This window comes from Eudoraea chungangensis (assembly GCF_029360665.1).
GTDB lineage: Bacteria > Bacteroidota > Bacteroidia > Flavobacteriales > Flavobacteriaceae > Eudoraea > Eudoraea chungangensis.
In genome coordinates this window covers 106,511-128,990 of the sequence record NZ_JARDUB010000006.1, presented here as the reverse complement: position 1 = coordinate 128,990, position 22,480 = coordinate 106,511, and the positions used below count along the sequence as shown (strand labels likewise).

Here is a 22,480-nt window from a genome sequence, read left to right as displayed (position 1 = left end):
AGTTAACTTGCTAAGATTAAGGCGTGCTAATAGCCATTTCGTTTTTGCTTATTTTTTCAAAAGCCTGCTCCATATCGGCGATAAGATCTTCTTTGTCTTCAATGCCAAGTGAAAAGCGAATTAACCCATCTGCAATCCCCTGCTTAGCTCGCTCCTCAGCACCCATCAAAGCATGTGATGTCATAGCTGGCGACAAAACAGTACTTTCAACCCCCGCTAAACTCATCGAAGACTTTATAAAATTTAAGGCCTTTCGAAACGCAGCAGCATCTAAAGTTTCCTCAAGTTCAAACGACATCATCCCTCCAAAACCCGACATCTGCTTTTTTGCCAGTTCATGATCTTCATGTGAAGTTAAGCCCGGGTAATACACTTTTTTTACCAGGGAATGATTTTCTAAATAAGTTGCCAGGCACATGGCATTTTCATTTTGTGTTTTCACTCTAATTCCCATGGTTTTGATACTACGCTCCAGAAGCCATACAGTATAATCACTTAAACTACCGCCCAGATTTATGGCCAATTGAAAAATTGGCTCCATCAAGGCCTTTGAAGTGGCTATGGCCCCGGCACAAATATCGGAATGCCCGCCCATATATTTCGTGGCACTATGAATTACCACATCTATTCCAAAATCTATGGGATTCTGATTAACAGGACTGGCAAAAGTATTATCTATTATACTAATTAATCCATACTTCTTGGCAAGCTTAGAAATTCCGTCTAAATCTGTAATGGTGAGTAAAGGGTTTGAAGGAGTCTCTATGTAAATAATTTTGGTGTTTTCTCGTATTTTATCCTCAAAATCTACAATGGAAAGGCCATCGGTAAAAGAATAGCTAACCCCCATCTTATCGAATTGAGTTGTTACCAGGTTATAGGTTCCTCCATATAACATATTTTGCAAAACTACATGATCTCCCGAACTTAAAAATGCCAATATTCCTGTACTTACGGCAGCCATTCCACTTCCAAAAATCATTGCAGTTTCTGCATGCTCGAGAGCAGCAATTTTTATGGAAAGGGCTTCTTGGTTTGGGGTATTAAAATATCGTGGATATCTCTTTTTATCTACATCTTCGAAGGCATAAGAAGTACTCATATGCAACGGAGATACTGCCCCATTGAATGAAGTATCTTTTAATTCTCCTGTATGTGTGCATATCGTATTTATTCCCAATTCTCTCTTTTTCATATATGGTATATTTAAGCAATAAAGTTACAAAAATAGACTAAACATTGGTTTTTTTCCATAGCCCTTTTCTAAACCACCAAATCGCAATAACGGACAGAAGAACCTCTGCAAGAGTAATAGCTATAAATACCCCTAAGGCCCCTAAATTAAAGACAATAGCAGCTACATAGGCAAAAGGAAGTTGAACTGCCCAAAAAGCAATTAAATTTATTTTAGTTGGTGTTCTGGTGTCCCCTGCTCCATTAAAAGCCTGCGAAATTACCATCCCGTAAGCATAAAAAAGATACCCCGCCGCCACAATTTGAAGACATAGAGAACCATTGGCAATTACTGTTTCAACCTCCGTAAAAAGACCAATTATATCCGGAGCAAAAAATAAATAAATCAGGGATACGGAAAGCATAAATATGGCATTGTATTTTCCAGTTATCCAAACCGATTTTTCTGCGCGTTCGGGTTGTTTAGCCCCTAAATTTTGACCTACCAAAGTAGCTGCCGCATTACTCATCCCCCATGCAGGCATAAAGGTAAACATCATGACCCTAATGGCTATAGTATAACCGGCTAAGACTTCGCTTCCAAATTCTGACATCAGGCGCATTAGAAATACCCAACTGGAAGTCCCGATTAAAAACTGTGCAATTCCACCGAGAGAAACTTTAATAAGATTAAGCATTACCCCTATCTTAAGCTTTAAGTCTACCAGACGTAATTTTATTCTACTCCATCCAAAAAAGAGAATCGACAATTGAAAAACAACTGCAGTACCACGACCGATATTAGTAGCAATAGCAGCTCCCATTACACCATATTCCGGGATGGGTCCCCATCCGAAAATAAAGATGGGGTCTAAAATAATGTTCAGGCCATTAGACAAAACTAAAGTCCACATAGCCACAGAGGCATCCCCGGCTCCACGAAAAATTGCGTTTATAAGAAATAATAATACAATAGTTATATTTCCACCAAGTAGCCATTGGGTATAGCCGTAACCTTCCATTATCAGGTCTGGTTCTCCTCCCATAAGGCCAAGTATATCTTTGGCATAAAGAAAACCTACTACGCCAATTACCAAGGCTACTAAGACTCCTAATAAAATGGCCTGTACCGCAGCCTCCCTGGCTCCGTCAATATTTTCCTCGCCAACTCTTCTTGCCACTACAGCCGTGGCTGCCATACTCAATCCAATGGCTAAAGCATAGACAAGGGTTATTACGGATTCGGTAAGGCCTATGGTAGCCACAGCATTTACGCTGACCTGTGAAACATAGGCGATGTCAACTATGGCGAATATAGATTCCATCATCATTTCCAGAATCATTGGAACGGAAAGCATAAAGATGGCCTTCCTGATACTTCCAGAGGTGTAACTAGATTCCTGGCCAGTGATGGCAGCGATAAAATATTTATATAATTTTTTAAGGGTAAATTTATTGGTGTTCTGCATGTTATAGAAATTATGTTAGGTGAAGAAAAATATGACGGAACAAAAACTCCTGTCTAACCAACGCTCAGACAAGACTTGCTCTCACATTTATAGTATACATAACTTCTAGTACTTCATGATGTAACAAAGATGCAATTTTTTTTTTAATACTACCCAATTGCCATTCCCAGAACTAGTTAGTCCAATTTTATAGGTCCGGTAGAATGGTTGCTAATGAACCATCTTTCATCCTGAATACTTCTATAAATAATTTCATACTGCATCCCTCCAAGGAGCATTTCTTCTAGTTTAGATTTAAATAACTGATATTCTTTACGTGAATTGTTTACGGCAAGAATACCATAGGCAGATCCAGGAGGTATGGCCATTCCCTTTTCGGTACTAGAAGAAGAATAGCTAACTAAACTATCTAGGCCAAGATTTTCTGATTTAAGGAAGTTTATAAAGTAATCATTATAGTTTTTAAGATTATACTTTTTACCGTCGTAAGCAATGGTGACCGATTCTATGATGGCCGGACCTACGCCATGGTTTAAGATAGAAAGAGCATAACTATTTTCTTCTCCGTTATCGCTTACGGCAATTTGCAAATAAGGGAGAATAGAAAGACTATTCTGTTTGCTCATTAGGTTTGTTTGATAAATAAAGATTATCAACGTAATAAAACTTATCCCCATGGCAGAGAGCCCAACTATCTTATCAGAATTCCATGTAAACTTTTTTTTACCCATTGTCAGCCCATATTTTATTGGATAATATAAAAGTACAAAATGGAGACAATCTTTGCCTCAAGATACAATGTGTAAATCTATTATCAAGGCCCTATTTCTTATAATAGACCCGATAGCGCCAAAGACTTATAAGACCAAGGAAGAGAACACCAGTTAAGGTATACCAAACAAAAGTTGGTGTAATTACCTGGGATCCACTTGCATAACTATGCAGGCCTACTAGGTAGAAGTTAACCCCAAAATACGTCATCATAATACTGCCAAAAGCCAAAATACTTGCGAAATTAAAGGTCCATGTACCTCTTAATCCCGGTACAAGGCGCATATGCAATACAAAGGCATAAATCATTATTGAAATCAGGGCCCAAGTCTCTTTTGGATCCCATCCCCAATAACGTCCCCAACTTTCATTGGCCCACTGCCCACCAAGAAAATTCCCAATGGTAAGCATTACGAGGCCAACCGTTAGGGAAAGTTCATTGATGATAGTAAGTTCTTTAAGACTGGCCTTCATGCGTTTTTTATTCTCCTTATTAGTAAGAATAATTAGTAGCAGACATACAATACCTAAAATCATCCCAACTGTCAGAGGTCCATAGCTACCAACAATTACCGCAACATGAATCATCAACCAATAACTGTCTAAAACAGGAACCAAATTTGCTATAGAAGGATCTACCCAGCTCTGGTGGGCAATCCATAAGAGCATGGAAGTTACAAAGGCAGAAGCAGCGATAGTCATATCGCTTTTCCTTCCAAGTAAAAGGCCCATACCCATAGTGGCCCAGGAAACATATAAGATACTCTCATAAGCATCACTCCAGGGTGCATGGCCTGAAATATACCAGCGCATTATTAGTCCGGCTGTATGCCAAACAAATAGAATATAAATGGTGCCTTTAAAAAAGTAGGTGCCCATTTGCCATATCGCACGCTCCTTGTAAATTCTAAAAACCAGAACAAAAAACATCAACACGCCTACCATCGCATAAAACTTGTACAGGCGATTGAAAATGTTTAGTTTATTGTAGAGGATTTCTGTTTTTACTTTTTTAGTATTTGGCAAAACTTCGCTCCCATGATTCACTTGGTTTTGATGAAAGGCAGATAGCAGTTTATCCGCTTCTGTGTAATCCTGTGTACTAATCGCTTGCCTTAAAGACATCAAATAGTAAGGAACTGCATTTTTTACAAAATTGGCATATAATGAGTCCGCAACGGGGTACTGCCCGGAACGATATTCAACATTGGAAACCCATTTGTTATTCTCATCATTTAAGAGGGGGAAAATTTTTACAATCTCTCCGCTTAAAGCCCTGTTTAGAAGTCCAAGTCGCAGATCTATGTCTTTAAAATCTTGTTGAAATTTATTTGGGGTATTCGTTGCGTAGGCCTCTTGCAGATACGGTGCCAGCTTATACTGGCCTTTTTCATCAAAGAAAGCCGTAGCCTTTACCAGCCGCTTGTCTTTTGATGTGTCGATAATATTTCTAAGACTGTCATTTTGCCCTTTTTTATCTAGGGCGATAAATTCTGTATTATACCACAATGCCGGATTCAGCATCATTGACAAGAAGATCTGATCGGCATTTAAATCTCTAAAGGAATCTTTAAAACTTAGTTTTCTTAATAATTCGGAAGAGAAAGTGTTAATTGGCTTCATTCTTCCGCCGGTATCCTGAATTACAAGTTCTCCAAATTTCGCCGCATGTTCCTTAGAAACTGTCGAAGCCTGCAAAAGAGAGTCTATTTGAGATTGCAGGGGTGATCCGGTATGCGAATGCTCTTCTTCTGCTCCTTGTCCGTTTATTTCTGTAAAAGGCAAAAAGAAGACAAATAAAACAGCAGTAGACATAGCTTTTTTTGAGGTAAGCTTTTCTAAGGATTTTCCTAGGTCTTTAAATCTAGTTTTTCCAAAAAACATAATCCCCATTAAACCAGCGTACAGTAGAAAATAGCCAATGTAGGTAATCCAAGTACCCCAAAAATCATGATTTACTGAAAGTACCGTTCCTTTTTCATCCGGATCAAAACTCGCCTGAAAAAAACGATAACCTTTATGATCCAGTATGTGATTCATATAAATATCATAGTCGAAAGATCTTTCGTCTTCTAAGGTTATTTTACTCATAAACGAGGCATAACTCTTTTCTGTTCCTGGGTATTTTTCTGCTATAAAATCATTTAATTTTATGGCAAAGGGTAATTCATAAACTTTAGAGCCATATCGGGCGGAAAATTTTAAGCCGCCTACTTCTAACGGGTCTGTAAAACTTCCTGATCCTTTACCGCCCAGTAATGTTTTGGTAACACTTTGCCCATTACTGCTAATTTTTAGTACTAAGGCATCTTGCATATTAGGAGTTTGCTCGTCCTCAGGAATAGAAACAATCCCCTGACTTCCACGGACCATAGGTTCTGGTACTACAAATTGCATCCCTCCCACAGTATAAAGCGATCGTAATTGAAATTCTTGCAAGCTATCTTGTATCACCTCGCCTTCTAACCTATCTGCCATACGCATAAATCCTCCTTCAAATGGACTAGATATTTGTGCAAGTGTATCGCTAATAAAAAGATTTATAGCACCTGAAGTTTCCTTATTCAGGGAGAACAACACATTATGGATGTTGGCAACAGTTCCTTCTTCTAAATAGTGCTCATGCCTATTTCCGTCTCCTGCTTCAACAATTTTAAGGTAATTGTTGCCCTTTGCATCGGGGATAAAACCCATTTTAGCACCTTCAATAAAGTCTTCATAAGCTACTTCAAACTTCTGCCCGTTAAAATCTGATTGCCAGGGCAGGTTCGATTTAATCGCTTCTGCGGTGACAATGAGATCATCTTCTAAAACCTTTCGCTTAACTTCCCCTAGCATTTCACCATCTACATGCACTGTTAAATAAGTTTTATCGGAATAAAAGACATTTTCCGTGTTTCCCTCTCTAATGGGCATCATGCCTTCAAAACTTATGTACCTGGTAACAAAAGCGCCAAGGATTATAAAAATCCACGACAGATGGAGCAAAAGTACAGGCCATTTCTCTTTCCGTAAAAGCCGATATCTGTATATGTTTCCTATAAAATTGATAGCGAAAAAGATCATAATCGCTTCGAACCAAGTGGCATTATAAATCCATATTCTCGCTGTTTCTGTACTATACCAACTCTCAATAAAAGTTCCGAATGCCATGGAGGTCGCAAAAACCAAAAAAAGGATGGCCATTAAACGTGTAGAAAAGAAAACTTTAGATAGCAGTTCTTTCATTTTTTGAAGCAATTTTTAGTCGAATGGCAAAAGTACGGCCTTTTTGTGATTTTAATGGAGTCTTATTTTCCAAAAACTTACGGTTTAATAAAACTTTTGTAATACATTAAACTTGGTAAATATTGTATTTTTGAGCATGATTAAAGTAGTGCTCTTGGGAACTGGTAGGGTAAGCAAACATCTTTTTGATGCATTTACCTCCAGTAAAGATATTGAAGTAAAACAAGTTTATGGAAGATCTTATAAGAATCTTAAACCATTTAGCAGCTCGGTAAAAACGACTACCCAACCACATGAAATTGTTGCTGCAGATATTTATATTATTGCAGTAAGTGATGATTCTATAAGCGCTGTATCACAGATAGTTAAAAACAAAAAGGGGTTGATAGTACACACCTCTGGAAGCACTCCGATGAACGCCCTTAACAACTCCATGAACAAGGGTGTACTTTATCCCTTGCAAACTTTTAGCGACCATAGAAAGACCGAGCTAAAGGAAGTGCCTTTTTGTATAGAAACAGAATTTTCAAAAGATTATGATTTGTTAGAGCAACTTGCTTTTTCCATATCAACTAAGGTGTACAGAATTGATTCTGAACAACGACAACAATTACATTTGGCAGCTGTATTTGTAAATAACTTTAGCAACCATTTATATTATTTAGGTGACACTATTTGCAATAAGGCCAATATATCTTTTGACATCCTTAAACCACTAATCTTAGAGACTGCCGGTAAAATTGAAACGGTTACTCCTTTTGAAGCACAAACAGGTCCTGCAAGGAGACAAGACAGAGGCACAATTAAAAGACTGGAGGGCCTGTTATCAGAAAGCATACAAAAAGATATCTTTACACTTTTAACAAAATCAATAGAGAATACTTATGACCAAAAGCTATAAAGAATACTTACTAGACATAAACACTTTTGTTTTTGACGTGGACGGCGTATTCACAGATGGAAAGGTTTTAATTGATAATAATGGAGAATTATTACGCACAATGAGTGTAAAGGATGGTTATGCCTTAAAAACAGCCATTCAAAAAGGTTATACGGTGGGAATAATTTCAGGAGGCACCAATGAAGGTGTGCGCAAACGCTTTAAAAGCTTGGGCGTTGAGCATATATACCTAGGCGCTGATAAAAAAATAGAACGCCTAAACGATTTCATATCGAAACTAGGACTAGAACCATCCCAAATTCTATATATGGGAGACGATCTTCCGGACATTCCGGTAATGAAAATTTCCGGGATTGCCACCTGTCCACAAAATGCCGTACCGGAAGTAAAAGCAATTAGCAATTATGTATCCCACAAAAACGGTGGGGATGGCTGTGTAAGGGATGTGATTGAACAAGTATTAAAGGTTCGAGGCGATTGGTTTGAAAATTTTAGCGCTGCCAATGACTAATACATCTCTTTTTGGGGATAAGAAAGAATTTTCTATAGTTTTAGGAAGTGGCTCCCCCCGACGTCAGGAATTATTAAAACAAATGGGCATCCCTTTTACGATAAACCTAAAAAGCATAGACGAAACCTATCCCAATCATTTAAAAGGAAGTGAAATAGCAAGGTATATTGCACAAGAAAAGGCTTCTCCATATCTAAATAATTTGTCCGCAAAGGAATTGCTCATTACCGCAGATACAGTTGTCTGGCACAACCATAAACATCTTGCCAAAGCAGAGAATAAAAAGGAGGCTATAGAAATGTTAGAATCCTTATCCAGTTCTTGGCATGAGGTTATAACGGCGGTTTGTTTTACAAGTACAAAGGCCCAGGAATTGCTTCACGAGGTTACCAAAGTAAAGTTTAAAAAGCTCTCTAAAGAGGAAATCACTTATTATGTTGAGCAATTTAAACCTTTTGACAAGGCAGGGGCCTATGGGATACAAGAATGGATAGGACTTATTGGTATTGAGGAAATTCAAGGATCGTATTCTAATGTTGTTGGACTTCCAACACAAAGAGTATACAACTACCTCTATGCCTTGCTGACCCGGGAATGAATGATTATTTTTGCAAACAAAAAGAAAATGAGATATCACATTACTAGCATCGCTTTTTCTCTTGGATTAAGCCTATTAATTATTAGCTGTCAGGAAATTCCGAAAGAGAAAACAGACCATAGCTCTAGCCCCAAGGAAACAACATCTTCAAAGAGTCCAACAGAAAAACGAGAGCTCTCCAAAGAATTTAAATCGTATTGGTATGCAGGAAAAGCGGAAATAACCTCTTATACTTTACAACAGGTCCGTTACGGGGAGCTGAGGCAGGGTACCTCTGCACTAATCTATGTGACAGAACCATTTTTAGAAGATAAGCAGGTAAAGGCAGATGATAGTCATAGTAATAACATCCCCGTTTTAAAACTAAATAGCACAAAAAAATACCTCACAGGCATTTATCCATATTCTATTATGACCAGCTCTTTCTTTCCAGTAAAGAATGTACAACATGCCCTAAAAGTTTCTACCTCTGTTCAAGAATGGTGCGGACATGTGTATGCTCAATTAAACAATAAAGAGGAATACGAGATTATGTCTCATTCTTATTTTGCCCGGGAAGCCGATCAGCAGATAAGGCTAAAAAAAGACCACCTTGAAAATGAAATATGGAATTTGATCAGGATATCGCCAGAAAACCTACCTATAGGTGAACTAAATATGATTCCTTCTTTGGAATATTTGCGAACCGCACACAGGGAAATCAAGTCCTATGCTGCCGTAGCCTCTCTTGAGGTGGTAAATGATCTTAAAACTTATACCATACATTATCCTGAACTAGAGCGAACTCTTTCTATTCATTTCACCAATGCCTTTCCCTTTCATATTGAAGGTTGGGAAGAAGAAACTAACAGTGGTTATGGAAACAACAAACAAAAAATGCTTTCTACTGGCAAAATGCTAAGAAGAATTAAGTCGGCCTATTGGCAACAAAATAGTAATGCGGATTTAATCTACCGAGATAGTCTTGGTTTATAGGAACTTATAAAAGTTTACTAATTTTTTACCATAACTTATTAATAGCGTAGGAATTTTAGGTTGTTAAAGAAGTTTTAAATATGAGCGTGGAGGTCATTATCTTTCTATATTTGGGCACCAAACGAACATATTTTCGATGCGTATTCTTACTGTCTTTTCTATTGTCTTTTGTCTCAGTCTAAACATCCTTCAGGCTCAGGCACCAAAACCAACTTCCTCTACGGATTTATATCATTCGCTTCAAAAGCTCAATTTCTTAGGTACCGCCCTGTACATTGCGGCACACCCGGATGATGAGAATACCCGACTGATATCTTATCTTTCTAACGAGACCAAAGCTAGAACAGGATACCTATCTCTTACTAGAGGTGATGGAGGTCAAAATCTTATAGGTCAGGAACTTAGAGAATTACTAGGAGTTCTTAGAACAGAAGAATTACTTGCCGCTAGAAGAGTAGATGGAGGAGAACAATTTTTTACTAGAGCGAACGATTTTGGCTATTCCAAACTACCGACGGAAACTTTAAGTATATGGGATGAAGACGAGGTTTTGTCTGATGTTATTTGGACCATCCGAAAGTTTCGACCCGATGTAATAATAAATCGATTTGATCATAGAACACCCGGAACTACACATGGCCACCATACCGCTTCAGCCATCTTAAGTGTTGAAGCTTTTGATTTAGCAAATCAGGCTAATGTTTATCCAAAGCAGCTTAGCACAGTAGATACTTGGCAACCAAAGCGGCTGTTTTTTAATACTTCCTGGTGGTTTTATGGGAGCCAGGAAAATTTTGAAAAGGCAGATAAAACTAAATTGATGTCTTTAGACGTCGGGGTTTATTATCCATTAAAGGGGATGTCGAATAATGAAATTGCGTCCTTAGCAAGTTCACAGCACCTTTGTCAAGGTTTTGGCAGACCTTTAACCAGGGGCAGTCAACCAGAATATGTAGAGCTTTTAAAAGGCGATATGCCCCCTCACAAGACCGATTTATTTGAAGGAATAAATACACGTTGGTCTAGAATGAAGGGAGGCGAAGAAATTGGAGAGATATTAGAAAAGGTTGAGAAAGACTTTGACTTCGTTAATCCCAGTAATCATCTTTCAGACTTTTTAAAAGCATATAGTATTTTAGAAAAAGTTGAGAGTTCTTACTGGAAGCAGATTAAACTAAAGGAGTTACAAGAGCTTATTGTTTCGGTTACCGGATTATATCTGGAAGCAACCTCAACAGAAGAGTTTACCAGTCCGGGCAACACTCTAGATGTAAAGTTAGAGATGTTGAATAGAAGCGCTGCTTCCATAAGGGTTGTTACTACCGGATTAATTGGAGACACCAAAAGCAACTCCAACATAGATCTGAAGAACAACAAAAAACAAGAACTTACCCTGGGCATAACTATTCCCATAAATACCCCATATTCTAATCCATACTGGCTAAATGAGAAGTGGAGTTTGGGTATGTACAAGGTGGAAAACCAAAACCTTATCGGCAATCCTGAAACTACTCCTCCACTTAATGTCTATTTTGATTTAGAAATAGAAGGCAATCCCATTAGAATAGAAAGACCAGTGGTCTATAAATACTCCAAACCAGATTTAGGGGAAAGATACCAGCCTTTAGGGATAATTCCAGAGGCCACCGCCAGATTCGAGGATAAGGTTATTCTGTTTTCGGACAATAGCCCTAAAGAAATTCCCGTAAGAATCACTGCACATAAAGATAATCTGAAAGGAAAATTACAACTTGATCTCGACGAGGGCTGGAAAACAGAAAAAGCATATCAAAACTTCGAAATAAAGACTAAAGGAGAAGAGGCTACTGTTATTTTTAAGGTAACACCTCCGAAGGAAGACAATGAAGCCTACATAGCTCCGGTAATTCATATTGGAGATAAAAAATTGAGGAAAGAATTAATTCTTATATCTTACAATCACATCCCACAGCAGACAGTTCTATTACCGTCGGAAACCAAAGTGGTTCGTTTGAACATTAAGAAAGAAGGGGAACATATTGGATATATTGCAGGTGCTGGTGATAAGGTTCCCGAGAGCTTAAGACAGATTGGATACACAGTTGTAAGTATTGACCCAAATAGTATAGAATCTGGCAGTTTAGAGGAGTATGATGCCGTTGTAACCGGTATTAGGGCGTATAATGTAAGTGAAGAGTTAAAATTAAAACAATCCTACTTATTGGACTATGTGGAGAATGGTGGAAATCTGATTATACAGTACAATACAGCAGGTAGGTGGGGCAAACAGTTTGAGGGTTTGGCACCATTCCCTTTAAAACTATCTCGAAATCGAGTAACTAACGAAAACTCCCCTGTTGAAATAATCGCAAAAGACCATTCTTTAGTAAATTACCCAAACAAGATTTCAGAAGACGATTTTCAGGGTTGGGTTCAAGAAAGAGGCTTGTATTTTCCCAGTGAATGGGATAGCAGATTTACCGCAATACTCTCTATGCAAGATGAGGGAGAGGATCCCTTAGATGGTTCTTTACTCGTAGCTCCCTATGGTAAAGGCAACTATATATATACCGGACTTAGTTTTTTTAGAGAACTTCCTGCTGGAGTTTCGGGCGCCTATAGAATTTTTGCCAATATGCTTTCTATGCAAAATGAAGAAAGCAAAAATAATGATCTAATAAAAGGAGAATAATGATCGACAAGATTATTTGGAAGAAACAATATACCATTGTTTTAGTTTTAAACGCCATTTATATACTTGTATTCTGGCTAATTATGTCTTTGTACAGTTAATATGGGAAATCTAGATTGGATAATTCTGGCAGGAACACTGCTTTCTATTGTAGTCTATGGAGTTTGGAAAACAAGAGTTAACAATGACGTTTCTGACTATGTGCTAGGTGGAAATAAATCTAAATGGTGGACCATTGGGCTATCAGTAATGGCAACACAGGCCAGCGCGATTACCTTTCTGTCTACACCAGGACAAGCCTTTCATGACGGAATGGGTTTTGTTCAATTTTATTTTGGACTTCCTTTAGCCATGATCATTATCTGCATGGTCTTTATTCCAATTTATCATAAATTAAAAGTCTATACGGCCTATGAGTTTTTGGAACGGCGATTCGATTTAAAAACCAGAACCCTTGCAGCCGTTTTATTTCTTATTCAAAGAGGACTTGCTGCCGGGATTACCATCTTTGCCCCATCTATTATTCTAAGTGCTGTATTGGGTTGGGATTTAAAAACTCTAAACATAATAATTGGATCTTTGGTAATCATCTATACGGTGTCTGGAGGCACCAACGCAGTAAGTGTTACCCAAAAGCAGCAAATGTTTGTGATTATGACAGGCATGTTTATTGCTTTCTTCTTTATACTGGGATACCTCCCTCCGGATATCACCTTTACCAAAGCACTTAAAATTGCCGGTGCAAGTGAAAAATTGAATATTCTAGACTTTAGTTTTAGTACCCAAAGCAGGTATACTTTCTGGAGTGGAATTACCGGGGGAATGTTCCTTGCTTTAGCCTACTTTGGCACAGACCAAAGTCAGGTACAACGGTATTTGTCCGGAAAATCAATCCGTGAAAGTCAACTTGGATTAATTTTTAATGGGATTTTAAAAATACCCATGCAATTCTTTATTCTTCTTGTTGGTGTAATGGTATTTGTATTTTATCAGTTTAACGCATCCCCATTAAACTTTAACCCCGCAGCTACTAAAGCGGTTAATGAATCTGTATATGCAGAGGATTATAAAATGTTAGAGAACACCCACGAGGTGCTGGAAACGGAAAAGTCAATTGCCCAATCGGCCTATGCAGACGCTATTTCCTTACAAGACGAGGACAAGGCGGCTACTGCACAAAAAGACATGATCTCCTTATTGGCCAGAGAAAGAAGCAACAGAGAGGCTGCCAAGGCGATCATAAATAAGGCAGATAGCAGTGTAGAAGTAAACGACAAGGATTATGTTTTTATTCATTTTATCCTAAACTATCTTCCAAAAGGTCTTATTGGCTTATTGCTCGCGGTAATTCTTTCCGCTGCTATGTCTTCTACTGCTTCCGAACTAAACGCATTGGGAACCATAACCGCACTAGATCTTTACAAAAGGAATAAGTCGGGAACCGTAGCTCCCGAACACTACGTAAAAGCCTCAAAAGTCTTTACACTAATTTGGGGAATTGTGGCTATTCTTATTGCCTGTGTGGCCAATTTATTCGACAACCTTATACAATTGGTAAATATAATCGGATCTATATTTTATGGAAATGTCTTAGGAATCTTCCTTTTGGCATTCTTTTTTAAATACATCCGCAGTAATGCTGTTTTTATTTCTGCCCTGCTCACACAGATTGTAGTTATTGTAGTATTTAGTCTCGACTGGATGTCTTATTTATGGCTAAATGCTTTTGGATGTGCATTGGTAATCTTGTTGGCATTTGTTCTGGAATCCTTCGACAGGCTTCATAAGAATCCCACGATTGATATAAAATAGAGGATTAGGGTATAGGGCCGTTACAAGCGCTGACACTTAAATATTTGTCTGCTTCAGTTCTTTGTTAATTGTCCATAAAAAAACCCTGACAATAGATCAGGGTTTAGTTTTAATAAAAGTTTTGGACTACATTGCCCCCCACTCTTTTAATGAATCTTGGTTCATCTTAACATAATCCATGTTTTTTGCAGCTTCAGCAGCCGCTAAGGATTTTTTAGCAGCATCAATTGCACCTTCCTTATCTCCAAGTTTCGCATATATCAAAGACTGACGTCTCATTATCCAATAGGCCTGACCATTTTTGGCAACTGCTTTATCTATCCATTCTTTGGCCTGCTCTAAATCTTCCCCCTCTTCGTAGTAGTAGGAAGCTGCCGCATAATAATCATTGGCCGAAGGACCACCCATTACTGTTTCAATACTTTCTACAGCCTTCTTTTTGGTAGGCACAGTAAAAGGAACCTCTACATAGGTCTTATCCCACATAATTCCTAAAGTAGCTCCGTTATTATTTAAATCATAAATAGTAATAGTAAAAGTTTCTGCAGACATTGGCATTGTCTTTACCTCGGCGGTTACCGTGGCAGCCACTTTAGAAGCATCCCAATTTTGAGGAGTGCCCCAGTTGTTGGTGTCGCTATAGAACATAACTTCCCAAGAAGAAGCTCCTGGTTTAGTAAAAATAGCATAAGAACCCGCACTTACTTCAGTACCTCCAATAGTAACATTATCACTAAAAGAGATTGTAGAATTCTTGTTTGCACCGGTTCTCCATAAAGCATCATATGGTACCAACGCTCCAAAAATAGCTCTTCCGCGTACAGCAGGTCTAGAATATTCAACGGTTACATCGGTTAGTCCCACTTGTTGTGTAAGCGTGGCAGCCGGACTAGGAGCTGGCGTAGTTATTTGTCCTGTTAAGGTCATTGAAAGCAATACCGCCCCCAGGAGTAGTGTTAATTTTTTCATTTTATTTAGGTTTTTATAGTTGTAACAAAACTAGCGAAATTGACTTCTAACCTTTGTTAACAATTCCTTAAATAAAGTAATATCTCCCCACCTATTTAAGTATAAAAGGCTTAGAGATAGTTGTGTTTTGCAAATAAAAAGTAAGGTAATACACTGCTGTTTCCATATGGGTTAAATTGATTTCATTTCCTTCAAATGATGAGAATTCACTAAAGTGAACTCTGCGACCCATTGCATCAAAAATTGCCCTTCCGAAAATTACGGATTGGGTTTCCAAACTATACCGGATATTTTTAAAATTTTTTGAAGGATAGATTTGTAGAGAATATTCTCTAGAATTAAAGCTGTCAATTGGGCTTTCTGGAGGAGTAACTTCAGGACTAGTGGACTTTGAAGAAATATGGTATTTGTACAATTGAGGCTGCAGGGATATAGGCGGACTGCTATTTTGAAACCTTTCCGAAGAAATAAAAATAGTGTTTAGCCCATTCCATGCAATTCCTTCCGCCTGTGCCAAACTAACATTCAGGAATTCTTTAGCATTATCAACCTGGCCTTCTTCTGGATGCAGGGGGTTTGTAAGAGTTAATACAAAAGGTTGTAATCTGGGACTATAACCAAGTAAATAAGCACAATCTCCCGCTATGTCATAAGTAGCCCCAGTTACTAATCCATTAATAATCAATGAGCTGTTACTTCTAGCGATATATTCTCCCGTTTGCTTCGGAATGCTATAAGTCTTCGAGTTCTCACTTATCCATTGTTTGGTAAAAATTAGTAAGGAATCCTTTACGGCAATAAGTGCTTCTGCATCCCAGTCTGAATTGGCGCCACCGGAAAAATCTACCTGATCTTCGTAGCTAAAAGAGATAAGCTCTGCTTCTACTTCATTCTGAAAATCGTATTGAGACTTGCTGACTCTGTAAATTTTCAAATCTCTCCTTTCGCCTCGATTATTTCCAATATCACCGATATAAATATACTCATTATCCTGTGTAATATCTTCCCAATCTACATTTGTGGCATTCGAAATCCTTACTGTCCTGGTAATTTCTAGACTAGTGGTATCTATCTCAAAAAGTTCCGGCGTATTGCCAGAATCGTTATGCGTTATTAACTTGTCTTTGTAGAAAATAAGTCCGGAAGATTCTGCTATTTCAATTGGCAAGGTACCAACAAGTTCCGCAGCAAGCTGCGAAAAACTGTCAGTAGGAAGTCCTAGTAAACACAATAGAAGTCCAAATGAATAAATCCTTTGCATGCCGAAATGTACTAAATATTGCAACGTTCAAAGAGAGTTTTAGTTATAAAGTATGGATATTCAGTTAGATAGATAGACCTACTATAATTTAACCCCGCAATGGTTTAACGCTGCAATAGTTCTATACTTTAGTTATTGTTTAACAATTTATATTTTATATTAAACAAAAATGCTTTTAGCTTTGTCAAAAATCATTTTATGCAACTTTACCAATTAAAGGCTGTACAGTATTTACCTATGTCAAAAAAGGAGGCATGGGATTTTTTATCTAGCCCGGCCAATTTAAAAGTAATCACTCCAGAACATATGGGGTTTAATATACTGGATGGAGCAGACAGAAAGATGTTTCCAGGGCAAATTATTCAGTATATCGTATCACCATTTGCAGGAATTAAGACAAAATGGGTTACCGAAATAACACATGTAAAGGAAGGTAGTTATTTTGTAGACGAGCAACGTTTTGGACCATATGCACTCTGGCATCACAAACATTTTATAAGAGAAATCGATGGGGGTGTTGCTATGGAAGACGTCATAGACTACAAACTTCCCTTTGGAATTATCGGTCAGATGATGCATCCCATCTTGGTAAAAAGGCAGCTCAAAAAGATTTTTGCCTATCGTGAAAATAAGCTTGAGGAGTTATTTGGAAAGATGAAAAACACTACAAACGAACTTAATTTAAGATCTATATAAAATGAGAGAAGCAGTATTATTAATAGGTGGTTCCTATGGTATTGGCAAGGCTATTGTTGAATTAATAGATCAGGATTATGAAGTATTTGTAGCCAGCAGAACCAAAGAAGGACTAGAAGGAATGAATGTGAATCACATACCATTTGATGTTTTAAGTGATACATTAGATATTAGTTCCTTACCTTCTGTTATTAAAGGCTTTGTGTTTTGTCCGGGTAGCATAAATCTTAAACCATTTAAGATGTTAAATATCACTACCTTCGAAGAAGACATGAACCTTAACTTTTTTTCCTTGGTACGTGTGGTTAAAGAGGTAATAGGCCTAATGTCTGAAAATAGCAGTATGGTTTTTTTTAGTACAGTCGCAGTCGGTAAAGGTATGCCATTTCATAGCAGTGTGGCCGCATCTAAAGGTGCTGTTGAAGGTTTTGTGAAATCTATCGCCGCTGAATACGCTCCAAAAATCAGGGCTAATATTATAGCTCCCTCCCTTACAGATACGCCATTGGCCGGACGTCTTTTAAACAATGATAGAAAAAAAGAAGCTATGTCTCAACGTCACCCTCTGCAGCGGTATGGGGAGGCAGAAGATTCTGCGCACATGGCGGCGTTTCTGCTTAGTAAAAAAAGCAGTTGGATAACGGGACAGGTATTTGGTGTTGACGGGGGGATATCATCACTAAATCTATAAGGTATGAAGACGAAAGTCGCAGTTTTCTGGTTTAGAAGAGACTTGAGACTTCATGACAATGTTGGACTCTACAATGCTTTGCAGTCTAACTATCCCGTTCTACCAATTTTTATTTTCGACAAAAACATTCTGGAAGCTTTGGAACCCGAGGATCCAAGAGTTTCTTTCCTTCACAATACGCTACAAACTATACGAGAAGAGCTAAAGGCCAAGCATAAATCCTCCCTGGGCCTGTATTTTGGAGATCCCATAGAGGTGTTCAAACTTTTATCTAAAAACTTTAGCATACAGAAGGTGTTTACCAATAGAGATTATGAGCCATATGCCTCAGAACGAGACAAAGAGATACAACAAGCACTTGAAAATTTAGAAATTCCATTTAAAACATACAAAGACCAGGTTATATTTGAAAAGGATGAGGTGGTTAAAGATGATGGTAAACCCTATGTAGTGTACACTCCTTATATGCGAAAATGGAAGGCATTGTTTGCTGCACAAAATCCTAAAATGTCCTATGACTCTAGGATACATCTAGACCATTGTATACAAGACACAGATCTTCCAAATCTGAGTCTTTCCGAAATTGGATTTTGCAAATCGGAAATAAAAGTAAAACCATATTTTCTTACGCCAAGCTTTGTTGGCAGTTATGCCAACACACGGAATCTACCGGCCGCCATACATGGGACTTCCAGACTTGGGCCTCATCTGCGCTTTGGTACGGTTTCTATCCGGCAGATTGTCACCACAGCTCAGAAAAGCCAACAAGAAACCTTTTGGAACGAACTAATATGGCGAGAGTTTTTTATGCAGATTCTTTGGCATTTTCCAAAAACTATTCAATATGCCTTCAAACCCAAATACGATAGAATTAAATGGCGAAACGATCCGGACGATTTTGTAAAATGGAAAAATGGCAATACTGGATACCCACTTGTAGACGCCGGTATGAGAGAACTCAATGCTACAGGCTATATGCATAATCGCGTTAGGATGCTTGTAGCCAGTTTTTTATGTAAGCATCTGCTGATAGACTGGCGCTGGGGAGAAGCATATTTTGCACAGAAGCTATTAGATTTTGAACTGAGTAGCAATGTGGGCAACTGGCAGTGGGCAGCAGGCAGTGGGGTTGATGCCGCTCCCTATTTTAGAATTTTTAACCCCACTACCCAGGTAGTTAAGTTCGACAAAGACTTGGCATACATTCAGAAGTGGGTACCGGAATTGCAAGAACTGACCTACCCTAACAAAATGGTAGATCATAAGATGGCACGTGAAAGATGCTTGGCAGTTTACAAGCAAGCCCTTCAGTAAGCGACCCAACCATAAGATTAACACTACCTTACCATAAAGTTGTTTTTAATTTTCTAAATTTAAACTAGAACACTTAAAAACAACCCAATATGAGTACTAACGACGTTGCAAACAAATTAATTGAGAGATGCCGTGAAGGTAAGTTTCTAGAGGCCATTAATGATCTTTATGATGATAGCATTGTGAGCCAAGAGATGCCGGGGATGCCAAATGAAACTTCAACTGGTATAAAGGCAGTATATCAAAAAAGTGAAGACTGGATTAATAATGTCCAAGAATTTCATACCGCTAAAGTATCTGAGCCCATGGTGGCAGGAAATCATTTTAGCATGCGCATGTCCTTTGATGTAACCTTTAAAGATAGAGGCAGACAACAAATGGATGAATTATGTGTCTATGAAGTAAAAGATGGAAAAATAGTAAGAGAGCAGTTCTTTTACTCATTTTAGCACAACATTTATGTCCGCTATCTTTAGAGTCACTTTACTTTGGTGACTTTTTTAAATGCCATAGGTTAAGCTAATAAAAAATTGTAGATTTAGAGAAGATCTAACAAAGACATAATTTCTACATGAAGAAAGTATTATTTCTATTTTTTATTTCCGCCACTATGGCCTCGGCCCAGCAAATGGACCGAAATAAAAGACAGGTTGTATCTTTTATAGAAGACAACCAGAAAGAGCTGATTGCCATTAGTGACGAGATTTGGTCCTTAGCCGAAACCGCCTTTAATGAACAAGGTTCTTCCAAGATTCTAGCAGATTATGCTGAAAAAAATGGGTTTAAAGTAGAAAGAGGTCTGGCTGGAATGCCCACTGCCTTTACTGCTACCTTTGGATCCGGAAAACCCGTAATCGGAATACTTGGAGAGTTCGATGCCCTCCCTGGCATTTCTCAGAAAGCGCAGCCCACCAAAGAAGCGCTCGTTGAAGGTGCCGCAGGCCATGGTTGCGGACACAATCTATTTGGCACAGCAAGCCTCGCTGCCGCTATTGCAGTTAAAAACTTAATGGAAGAAGGTAAGCTTAATGGTACGGTACGCTTTTATGGAACCCCAGCAGAGGAGAAATTCTTTGGAAAGATTTGGATGGTTAGAGACGGCCTGTGGGACGATGTTGACGTTAACTTAAGTTGGCACCCAGGGGCTAATACCGAAGCAGATGTGCAGAGCACATTGGCTTTGGTAGATTTTAAAGTGGAATTCTTTGGACAGGCGGCACATGCCTCCCATGATCCTTGGAATGGTAGAAGTGCCTCAGATGCGTTGGAACTTTATACAACAGGAATTAATTATTATAGAGAACACATAAAACCTACCGTTCGGGTTCACTACCATATTCAGGATGGCGGGCAAGTAGTAAACGTGGTTCCCGATTACGCCAAGCTCTGGGTTCGCGTAAGAGATAGTAAAAGGAGTGGTGTTATGCCGGTTTATAAACGAATTAAAGAAATGGCCGAAGGCGCAGCTATTATGGCTAATGTGGATTACAAGATTTCGCTAATTTCTGGGATTTATGAAGTATTAGTAAATAGAAAAGGCGGCGAAGTAATGCAAAACAACTTAGAACTTCTCGGTGAGATAAGCTACACAGAAGAAGAAGAAGCTTTTGGCAAAAAAATACAACTAGCCACCGAAAAACCTCAGGTTGGGATGGATAGTAAAGTGCTTCCCCTTAGAGAAACAAAAGAAAATCCGGGAGGGGGCTCAACGGATGTAGGAGATGTTAGTTGGAATGTAGCAAATATTAATCTGAGGGTTACCACCGCTCCCATAGATACGCCTTGGCATTCATGGGCTGTCGTAGCATGTGGGGGTATGAGTATTGGACATAAAGGAATGCTTTATGCGGCAAAAGCATTAGGAATGACAGCAGTGGATCTTTTTCAAAGTGAGAGTCTAGTTGCTGCTATTAAACAAGAGTTTATTGAGCGAAAAGGAGAGGAAGTTTACACCCCTAATATCCCAGACGGTCCACCACCAATAGAATCGAACAAATAAGAAAATACACCATGGGAACGAGAGAAATAATAAAAGAATATACTAACGGAAATTTAACCGTAGTATGGAAGCCTCAAAAATGCATTCACGCAGCGATATGCGTATCTATGCTTCCTAAGGTATATGATCCTAAAAAAAAGCCCTGGATTGTGGCTGAGAATGCCAGTGTAGATGAATTAAAGGCGCAAATAGACAAATGCCCTTCCGCCGCTCTTACCTATAAAATGAAAAACGAAGAAAAAGAAATTTTAAAACCAGAAATCATGACAAAAATTGCAGTAAATCAAAATGGACCACTTTTAGTTCATGGAGATATTGAAGTGACCAATGCAGACGGTACCACAGAAATGAAAACAAGAGTAACAGCCTTTTGCAGATGTGGAGCATCTGAAAATAAACCCTATTGCGACGGAGAACACAATAAAATTGAGTTTAAAGGATAGTTTCCTATCCTTCTAATGATTAAGAAGTAGTTTGATTCCTAAATAGTAATAACTGTGAAAACCAAAATTTTATTTTCAGCCTTAATTTTCCTTAGCATGACTAATTTATCATTGCAGGCACAAAACAATCCAGCAAAGTCTATTTTAGAGATTTACTCCTTAGATGAAGAGAAGCGAACGCCCGTCTATTCCGAGGATGCTCATTTTGAAGCACCAAATTGGAGTCCGGATGGAAAATACCTGCTCATCAATCAAAACGGACTACTTTATAAAGTAAGCCCGGATGGTAGTTCTAAAGATTTGCTCCCTACAGGAAGCGCAGAGAATTGTAATAACGACCATGGAATATCTCCGGATGGGAGGCTTTTGGCAATAAGTAATAACGATGGTTTTGAGAATGCACCCAAAGGTAGTTCCAGAATTTACATTTTACCTATTGAGGGAGGTGAACCAATATTGGTAACAAAAAAGTATCCCTCGTACTGGCATGGATGGGGACCCAAAAGTGATAAAGTAATCTATACAGCCCATAGAGATGGGAATTTTGATATCTATCGTATTTCCATAGACGGCGGTGTTGAAGAACAATTAACAGCGGATGAAGGTTTAGATGACGGCCCGGAATACGCGCACGACGGAAGACATATATATTATAATTCGATGCGTTCAGGAAAAATGGAAATCTGGAGAATGTTGGCAGATGGAAGCAATAAAGAACAAATTACAGATGACCAATATTCGAATTGGTTTGCCCACCCTGATCCTACGGGGCGGTACTTTGTCTATATATCCTATCATGAAGATCAGGGAGACAAACACCCGGGAATGAAAGCGGTATCCCTAAGACTATATGACCTAACAAGCAATAAAATTAAAACTCTTGCCAGTTTTACCGGCGGACAAGGGAGTATAAATGTTCCCTCATGGTCTCCGGATGGGAAGCACTTTGCCTTTGTCTCCTACGAGTAAAATTATGAACATAAACGGACTTTTTAAAC

19 protein-coding genes are annotated in these 22,480 nt (G+C 38.5%); 13 read left to right on the top strand and 6 right to left on the bottom strand.

Features of this window, described 5'->3' with window-relative positions; translation table 11 throughout:
- Positions 1–16 precede the first annotated feature (16 nt).
- The 4 genes from PXG98_RS13425 to PXG98_RS13410 form a co-directional block, all read right to left on the bottom strand.
- Positions 17–1,195 carry a trans-sulfuration enzyme family protein gene (locus PXG98_RS13425; RefSeq protein WP_276391854.1) on the bottom strand — a complete coding sequence of 393 codons (1,179 nt, stop codon included), beginning with the start codon at positions 1,193–1,195 and terminating at the stop codon, positions 17–19.
- A 37-nt stretch (positions 1,196–1,232) separates the two neighbouring features.
- On the bottom strand, positions 1,233–2,642 hold the full coding sequence (locus tag PXG98_RS13420) for an MATE family efflux transporter (RefSeq protein ID WP_276391852.1): 1,410 nt from the start codon (positions 2,640–2,642) through the stop codon (positions 1,233–1,235).
- A gap of 176 nt (positions 2,643–2,818) precedes the next feature.
- The gene (locus PXG98_RS13415) at positions 2,819–3,373 is read right to left on the bottom strand and encodes a hypothetical protein (RefSeq protein ID WP_276391850.1); all 555 of its coding nucleotides are present in this window, start codon (positions 3,371–3,373) and stop codon (positions 2,819–2,821) included.
- A gap of 91 nt (positions 3,374–3,464) precedes the next feature.
- Entirely contained in the window at positions 3,465–6,641 is a 3,177-nt protein-coding gene (locus PXG98_RS13410; protein ID WP_276391849.1) for a cytochrome c biogenesis protein CcsA, read from the bottom strand.
- A gap of 136 nt (positions 6,642–6,777) precedes the next feature.
- Between PXG98_RS13410 and PXG98_RS13405 the strand changes: the two genes are divergently transcribed.
- The 6 genes from PXG98_RS13405 to PXG98_RS13380 all read left to right on the top strand — a co-directional run bounded on the left by PXG98_RS13405 (position 6,778) and on the right by PXG98_RS13380 (position 14,109).
- Positions 6,778–7,542: a Rossmann-like and DUF2520 domain-containing protein gene (locus PXG98_RS13405; protein WP_276391848.1), complete on the top strand. Its 765-nt coding sequence runs from the start codon at positions 6,778–6,780 to the stop codon at positions 7,540–7,542.
- Positions 7,526–8,053: a KdsC family phosphatase gene (locus PXG98_RS13400; RefSeq protein ID WP_276391847.1), complete on the top strand. Its 528-nt coding sequence runs from the start codon at positions 7,526–7,528 to the stop codon at positions 8,051–8,053. The genes PXG98_RS13405 and PXG98_RS13400 overlap by 17 nt, the downstream gene beginning before the upstream one ends.
- Positions 8,046–8,651 (top strand): Maf family nucleotide pyrophosphatase, encoded by a 606-nt coding sequence (locus tag PXG98_RS13395; protein ID WP_276391846.1) that lies wholly within the window; start codon positions 8,046–8,048, stop codon positions 8,649–8,651. Before PXG98_RS13400 ends, PXG98_RS13395 begins: the two co-directional genes overlap by 8 nt.
- Before the next feature lie 27 nt (positions 8,652–8,678).
- Positions 8,679–9,626 carry a septum formation inhibitor Maf gene (locus PXG98_RS13390; RefSeq protein ID WP_276391845.1) on the top strand — a complete coding sequence of 316 codons (948 nt, stop codon included), beginning with the start codon at positions 8,679–8,681 and terminating at the stop codon, positions 9,624–9,626.
- A gap of 136 nt (positions 9,627–9,762) precedes the next feature.
- A complete protein-coding gene (locus PXG98_RS13385) occupies positions 9,763–12,297 on the top strand; it encodes a PIG-L family deacetylase (protein WP_276391843.1) in 2,535 nt (844 codons plus the stop codon).
- Between the two features lie 102 nt (positions 12,298–12,399).
- Positions 12,400–14,109, top strand: a complete 1,710-nt coding sequence (locus PXG98_RS13380; protein WP_276391842.1) for a sodium:solute symporter family protein — start codon at positions 12,400–12,402, stop codon at positions 14,107–14,109.
- Between the two features lie 126 nt (positions 14,110–14,235).
- Here the strand turns inward: PXG98_RS13380 and PXG98_RS13375 are convergent, their stop codons facing one another.
- Positions 14,236–15,078 (bottom strand): DUF2911 domain-containing protein, encoded by an 843-nt coding sequence (locus PXG98_RS13375; RefSeq protein ID WP_276391841.1) that lies wholly within the window; start codon positions 15,076–15,078, stop codon positions 14,236–14,238.
- A 91-nt stretch (positions 15,079–15,169) separates the two neighbouring features.
- On the bottom strand, positions 15,170–16,339 hold the full coding sequence (locus PXG98_RS13370) for a hypothetical protein (RefSeq protein WP_276391840.1): 1,170 nt from the start codon (positions 16,337–16,339) through the stop codon (positions 15,170–15,172).
- 198 nt (positions 16,340–16,537) lie between these two features.
- Here PXG98_RS13370 and PXG98_RS13365 point away from each other — a divergent pair, with 198 nt between their 5' ends.
- From PXG98_RS13365 to PXG98_RS13335, 7 genes are all read left to right on the top strand, one after another.
- Complete coding sequence (locus tag PXG98_RS13365; RefSeq protein WP_276391839.1) at positions 16,538–17,035, top strand: SRPBCC family protein; 498 nt, start codon at positions 16,538–16,540, stop codon at positions 17,033–17,035.
- 1 nt (position 17,036) lies between these two features.
- Positions 17,037–17,726 carry an SDR family NAD(P)-dependent oxidoreductase gene (locus tag PXG98_RS13360; protein WP_276391838.1) on the top strand — a complete coding sequence of 230 codons (690 nt, stop codon included), beginning with the start codon at positions 17,037–17,039 and terminating at the stop codon, positions 17,724–17,726.
- 3 nt (positions 17,727–17,729) lie between these two features.
- Complete coding sequence (locus PXG98_RS13355) at positions 17,730–19,040, top strand: cryptochrome/photolyase family protein (protein ID WP_276391837.1); 1,311 nt, start codon at positions 17,730–17,732, stop codon at positions 19,038–19,040.
- Between the two features lie 89 nt (positions 19,041–19,129).
- Positions 19,130–19,489, top strand: a complete 360-nt coding sequence (locus PXG98_RS13350; protein WP_276391836.1) for a nuclear transport factor 2 family protein — start codon at positions 19,130–19,132, stop codon at positions 19,487–19,489.
- A 122-nt stretch (positions 19,490–19,611) separates the two neighbouring features.
- A complete protein-coding gene (locus PXG98_RS13345) occupies positions 19,612–21,039 on the top strand; it encodes an amidohydrolase (RefSeq protein WP_276391835.1) in 1,428 nt (475 codons plus the stop codon).
- A gap of 11 nt (positions 21,040–21,050) precedes the next feature.
- The gene (locus PXG98_RS13340; RefSeq protein ID WP_276391834.1) at positions 21,051–21,482 is read left to right on the top strand and encodes a (4Fe-4S)-binding protein; all 432 of its coding nucleotides are present in this window, start codon (positions 21,051–21,053) and stop codon (positions 21,480–21,482) included.
- A gap of 96 nt (positions 21,483–21,578) precedes the next feature.
- Positions 21,579–22,451 (top strand): TolB family protein, encoded by an 873-nt coding sequence (locus PXG98_RS13335; RefSeq protein ID WP_276391833.1) that lies wholly within the window; start codon positions 21,579–21,581, stop codon positions 22,449–22,451.
- The last annotated feature ends 29 nt before the right edge of the window (positions 22,452–22,480 follow it).

Excerpts from the sequence above, each read along its gene's own strand:
- PXG98_RS13370 (WP_276391840.1), bottom strand. The coding sequence starts at position 16,339 with ATGCAAAGGATTTATTCATTTGGACTTCTATTGTGTTTACTAGGACTT.
- PXG98_RS13410 (WP_276391849.1), bottom strand. The coding sequence starts at position 6,641 with ATGAAAGAACTGCTATCTAAAGTTTTCTTTTCTACACGTTTAATGGCC.
- PXG98_RS13380 (WP_276391842.1), top strand. The coding sequence starts at position 12,400 with ATGGGAAATCTAGATTGGATAATTCTGGCAGGAACACTGCTTTCTATT.
- PXG98_RS13350 (WP_276391836.1), top strand. The coding sequence starts at position 19,130 with ATGAGTACTAACGACGTTGCAAACAAATTAATTGAGAGATGCCGTGAA.
- PXG98_RS13420 (WP_276391852.1), bottom strand. The coding sequence starts at position 2,642 with ATGCAGAACACCAATAAATTTACCCTTAAAAAATTATATAAATATTTT.
- PXG98_RS13340 (WP_276391834.1), top strand. The coding sequence starts at position 21,051 with ATGGGAACGAGAGAAATAATAAAAGAATATACTAACGGAAATTTAACC.
- PXG98_RS13360 (WP_276391838.1), top strand. The coding sequence starts at position 17,037 with ATGAGAGAAGCAGTATTATTAATAGGTGGTTCCTATGGTATTGGCAAG.
- PXG98_RS13345 (WP_276391835.1), top strand. The coding sequence starts at position 19,612 with ATGAAGAAAGTATTATTTCTATTTTTTATTTCCGCCACTATGGCCTCG.
- PXG98_RS13375 (WP_276391841.1), bottom strand. The coding sequence starts at position 15,078 with ATGAAAAAATTAACACTACTCCTGGGGGCGGTATTGCTTTCAATGACC.
- PXG98_RS13385 (WP_276391843.1), top strand. The coding sequence starts at position 9,763 with ATGCGTATTCTTACTGTCTTTTCTATTGTCTTTTGTCTCAGTCTAAAC.
- PXG98_RS13335 (WP_276391833.1), top strand. The coding sequence starts at position 21,579 with ATGACTAATTTATCATTGCAGGCACAAAACAATCCAGCAAAGTCTATT.
- PXG98_RS13365 (WP_276391839.1), top strand. The coding sequence starts at position 16,538 with ATGCAACTTTACCAATTAAAGGCTGTACAGTATTTACCTATGTCAAAA.
- PXG98_RS13425 (WP_276391854.1), bottom strand. The coding sequence starts at position 1,195 with ATGAAAAAGAGAGAATTGGGAATAAATACGATATGCACACATACAGGA.
- PXG98_RS13355 (WP_276391837.1), top strand. The coding sequence starts at position 17,730 with ATGAAGACGAAAGTCGCAGTTTTCTGGTTTAGAAGAGACTTGAGACTT.
- PXG98_RS13390 (WP_276391845.1), top strand. The coding sequence starts at position 8,679 with ATGAGATATCACATTACTAGCATCGCTTTTTCTCTTGGATTAAGCCTA.
- PXG98_RS13400 (WP_276391847.1), top strand. The coding sequence starts at position 7,526 with ATGACCAAAAGCTATAAAGAATACTTACTAGACATAAACACTTTTGTT.
- PXG98_RS13415 (WP_276391850.1), bottom strand. The coding sequence starts at position 3,373 with ATGGGTAAAAAAAAGTTTACATGGAATTCTGATAAGATAGTTGGGCTC.
- PXG98_RS13405 (WP_276391848.1), top strand. The coding sequence starts at position 6,778 with ATGATTAAAGTAGTGCTCTTGGGAACTGGTAGGGTAAGCAAACATCTT.
- PXG98_RS13395 (WP_276391846.1), top strand. The coding sequence starts at position 8,046 with ATGACTAATACATCTCTTTTTGGGGATAAGAAAGAATTTTCTATAGTT.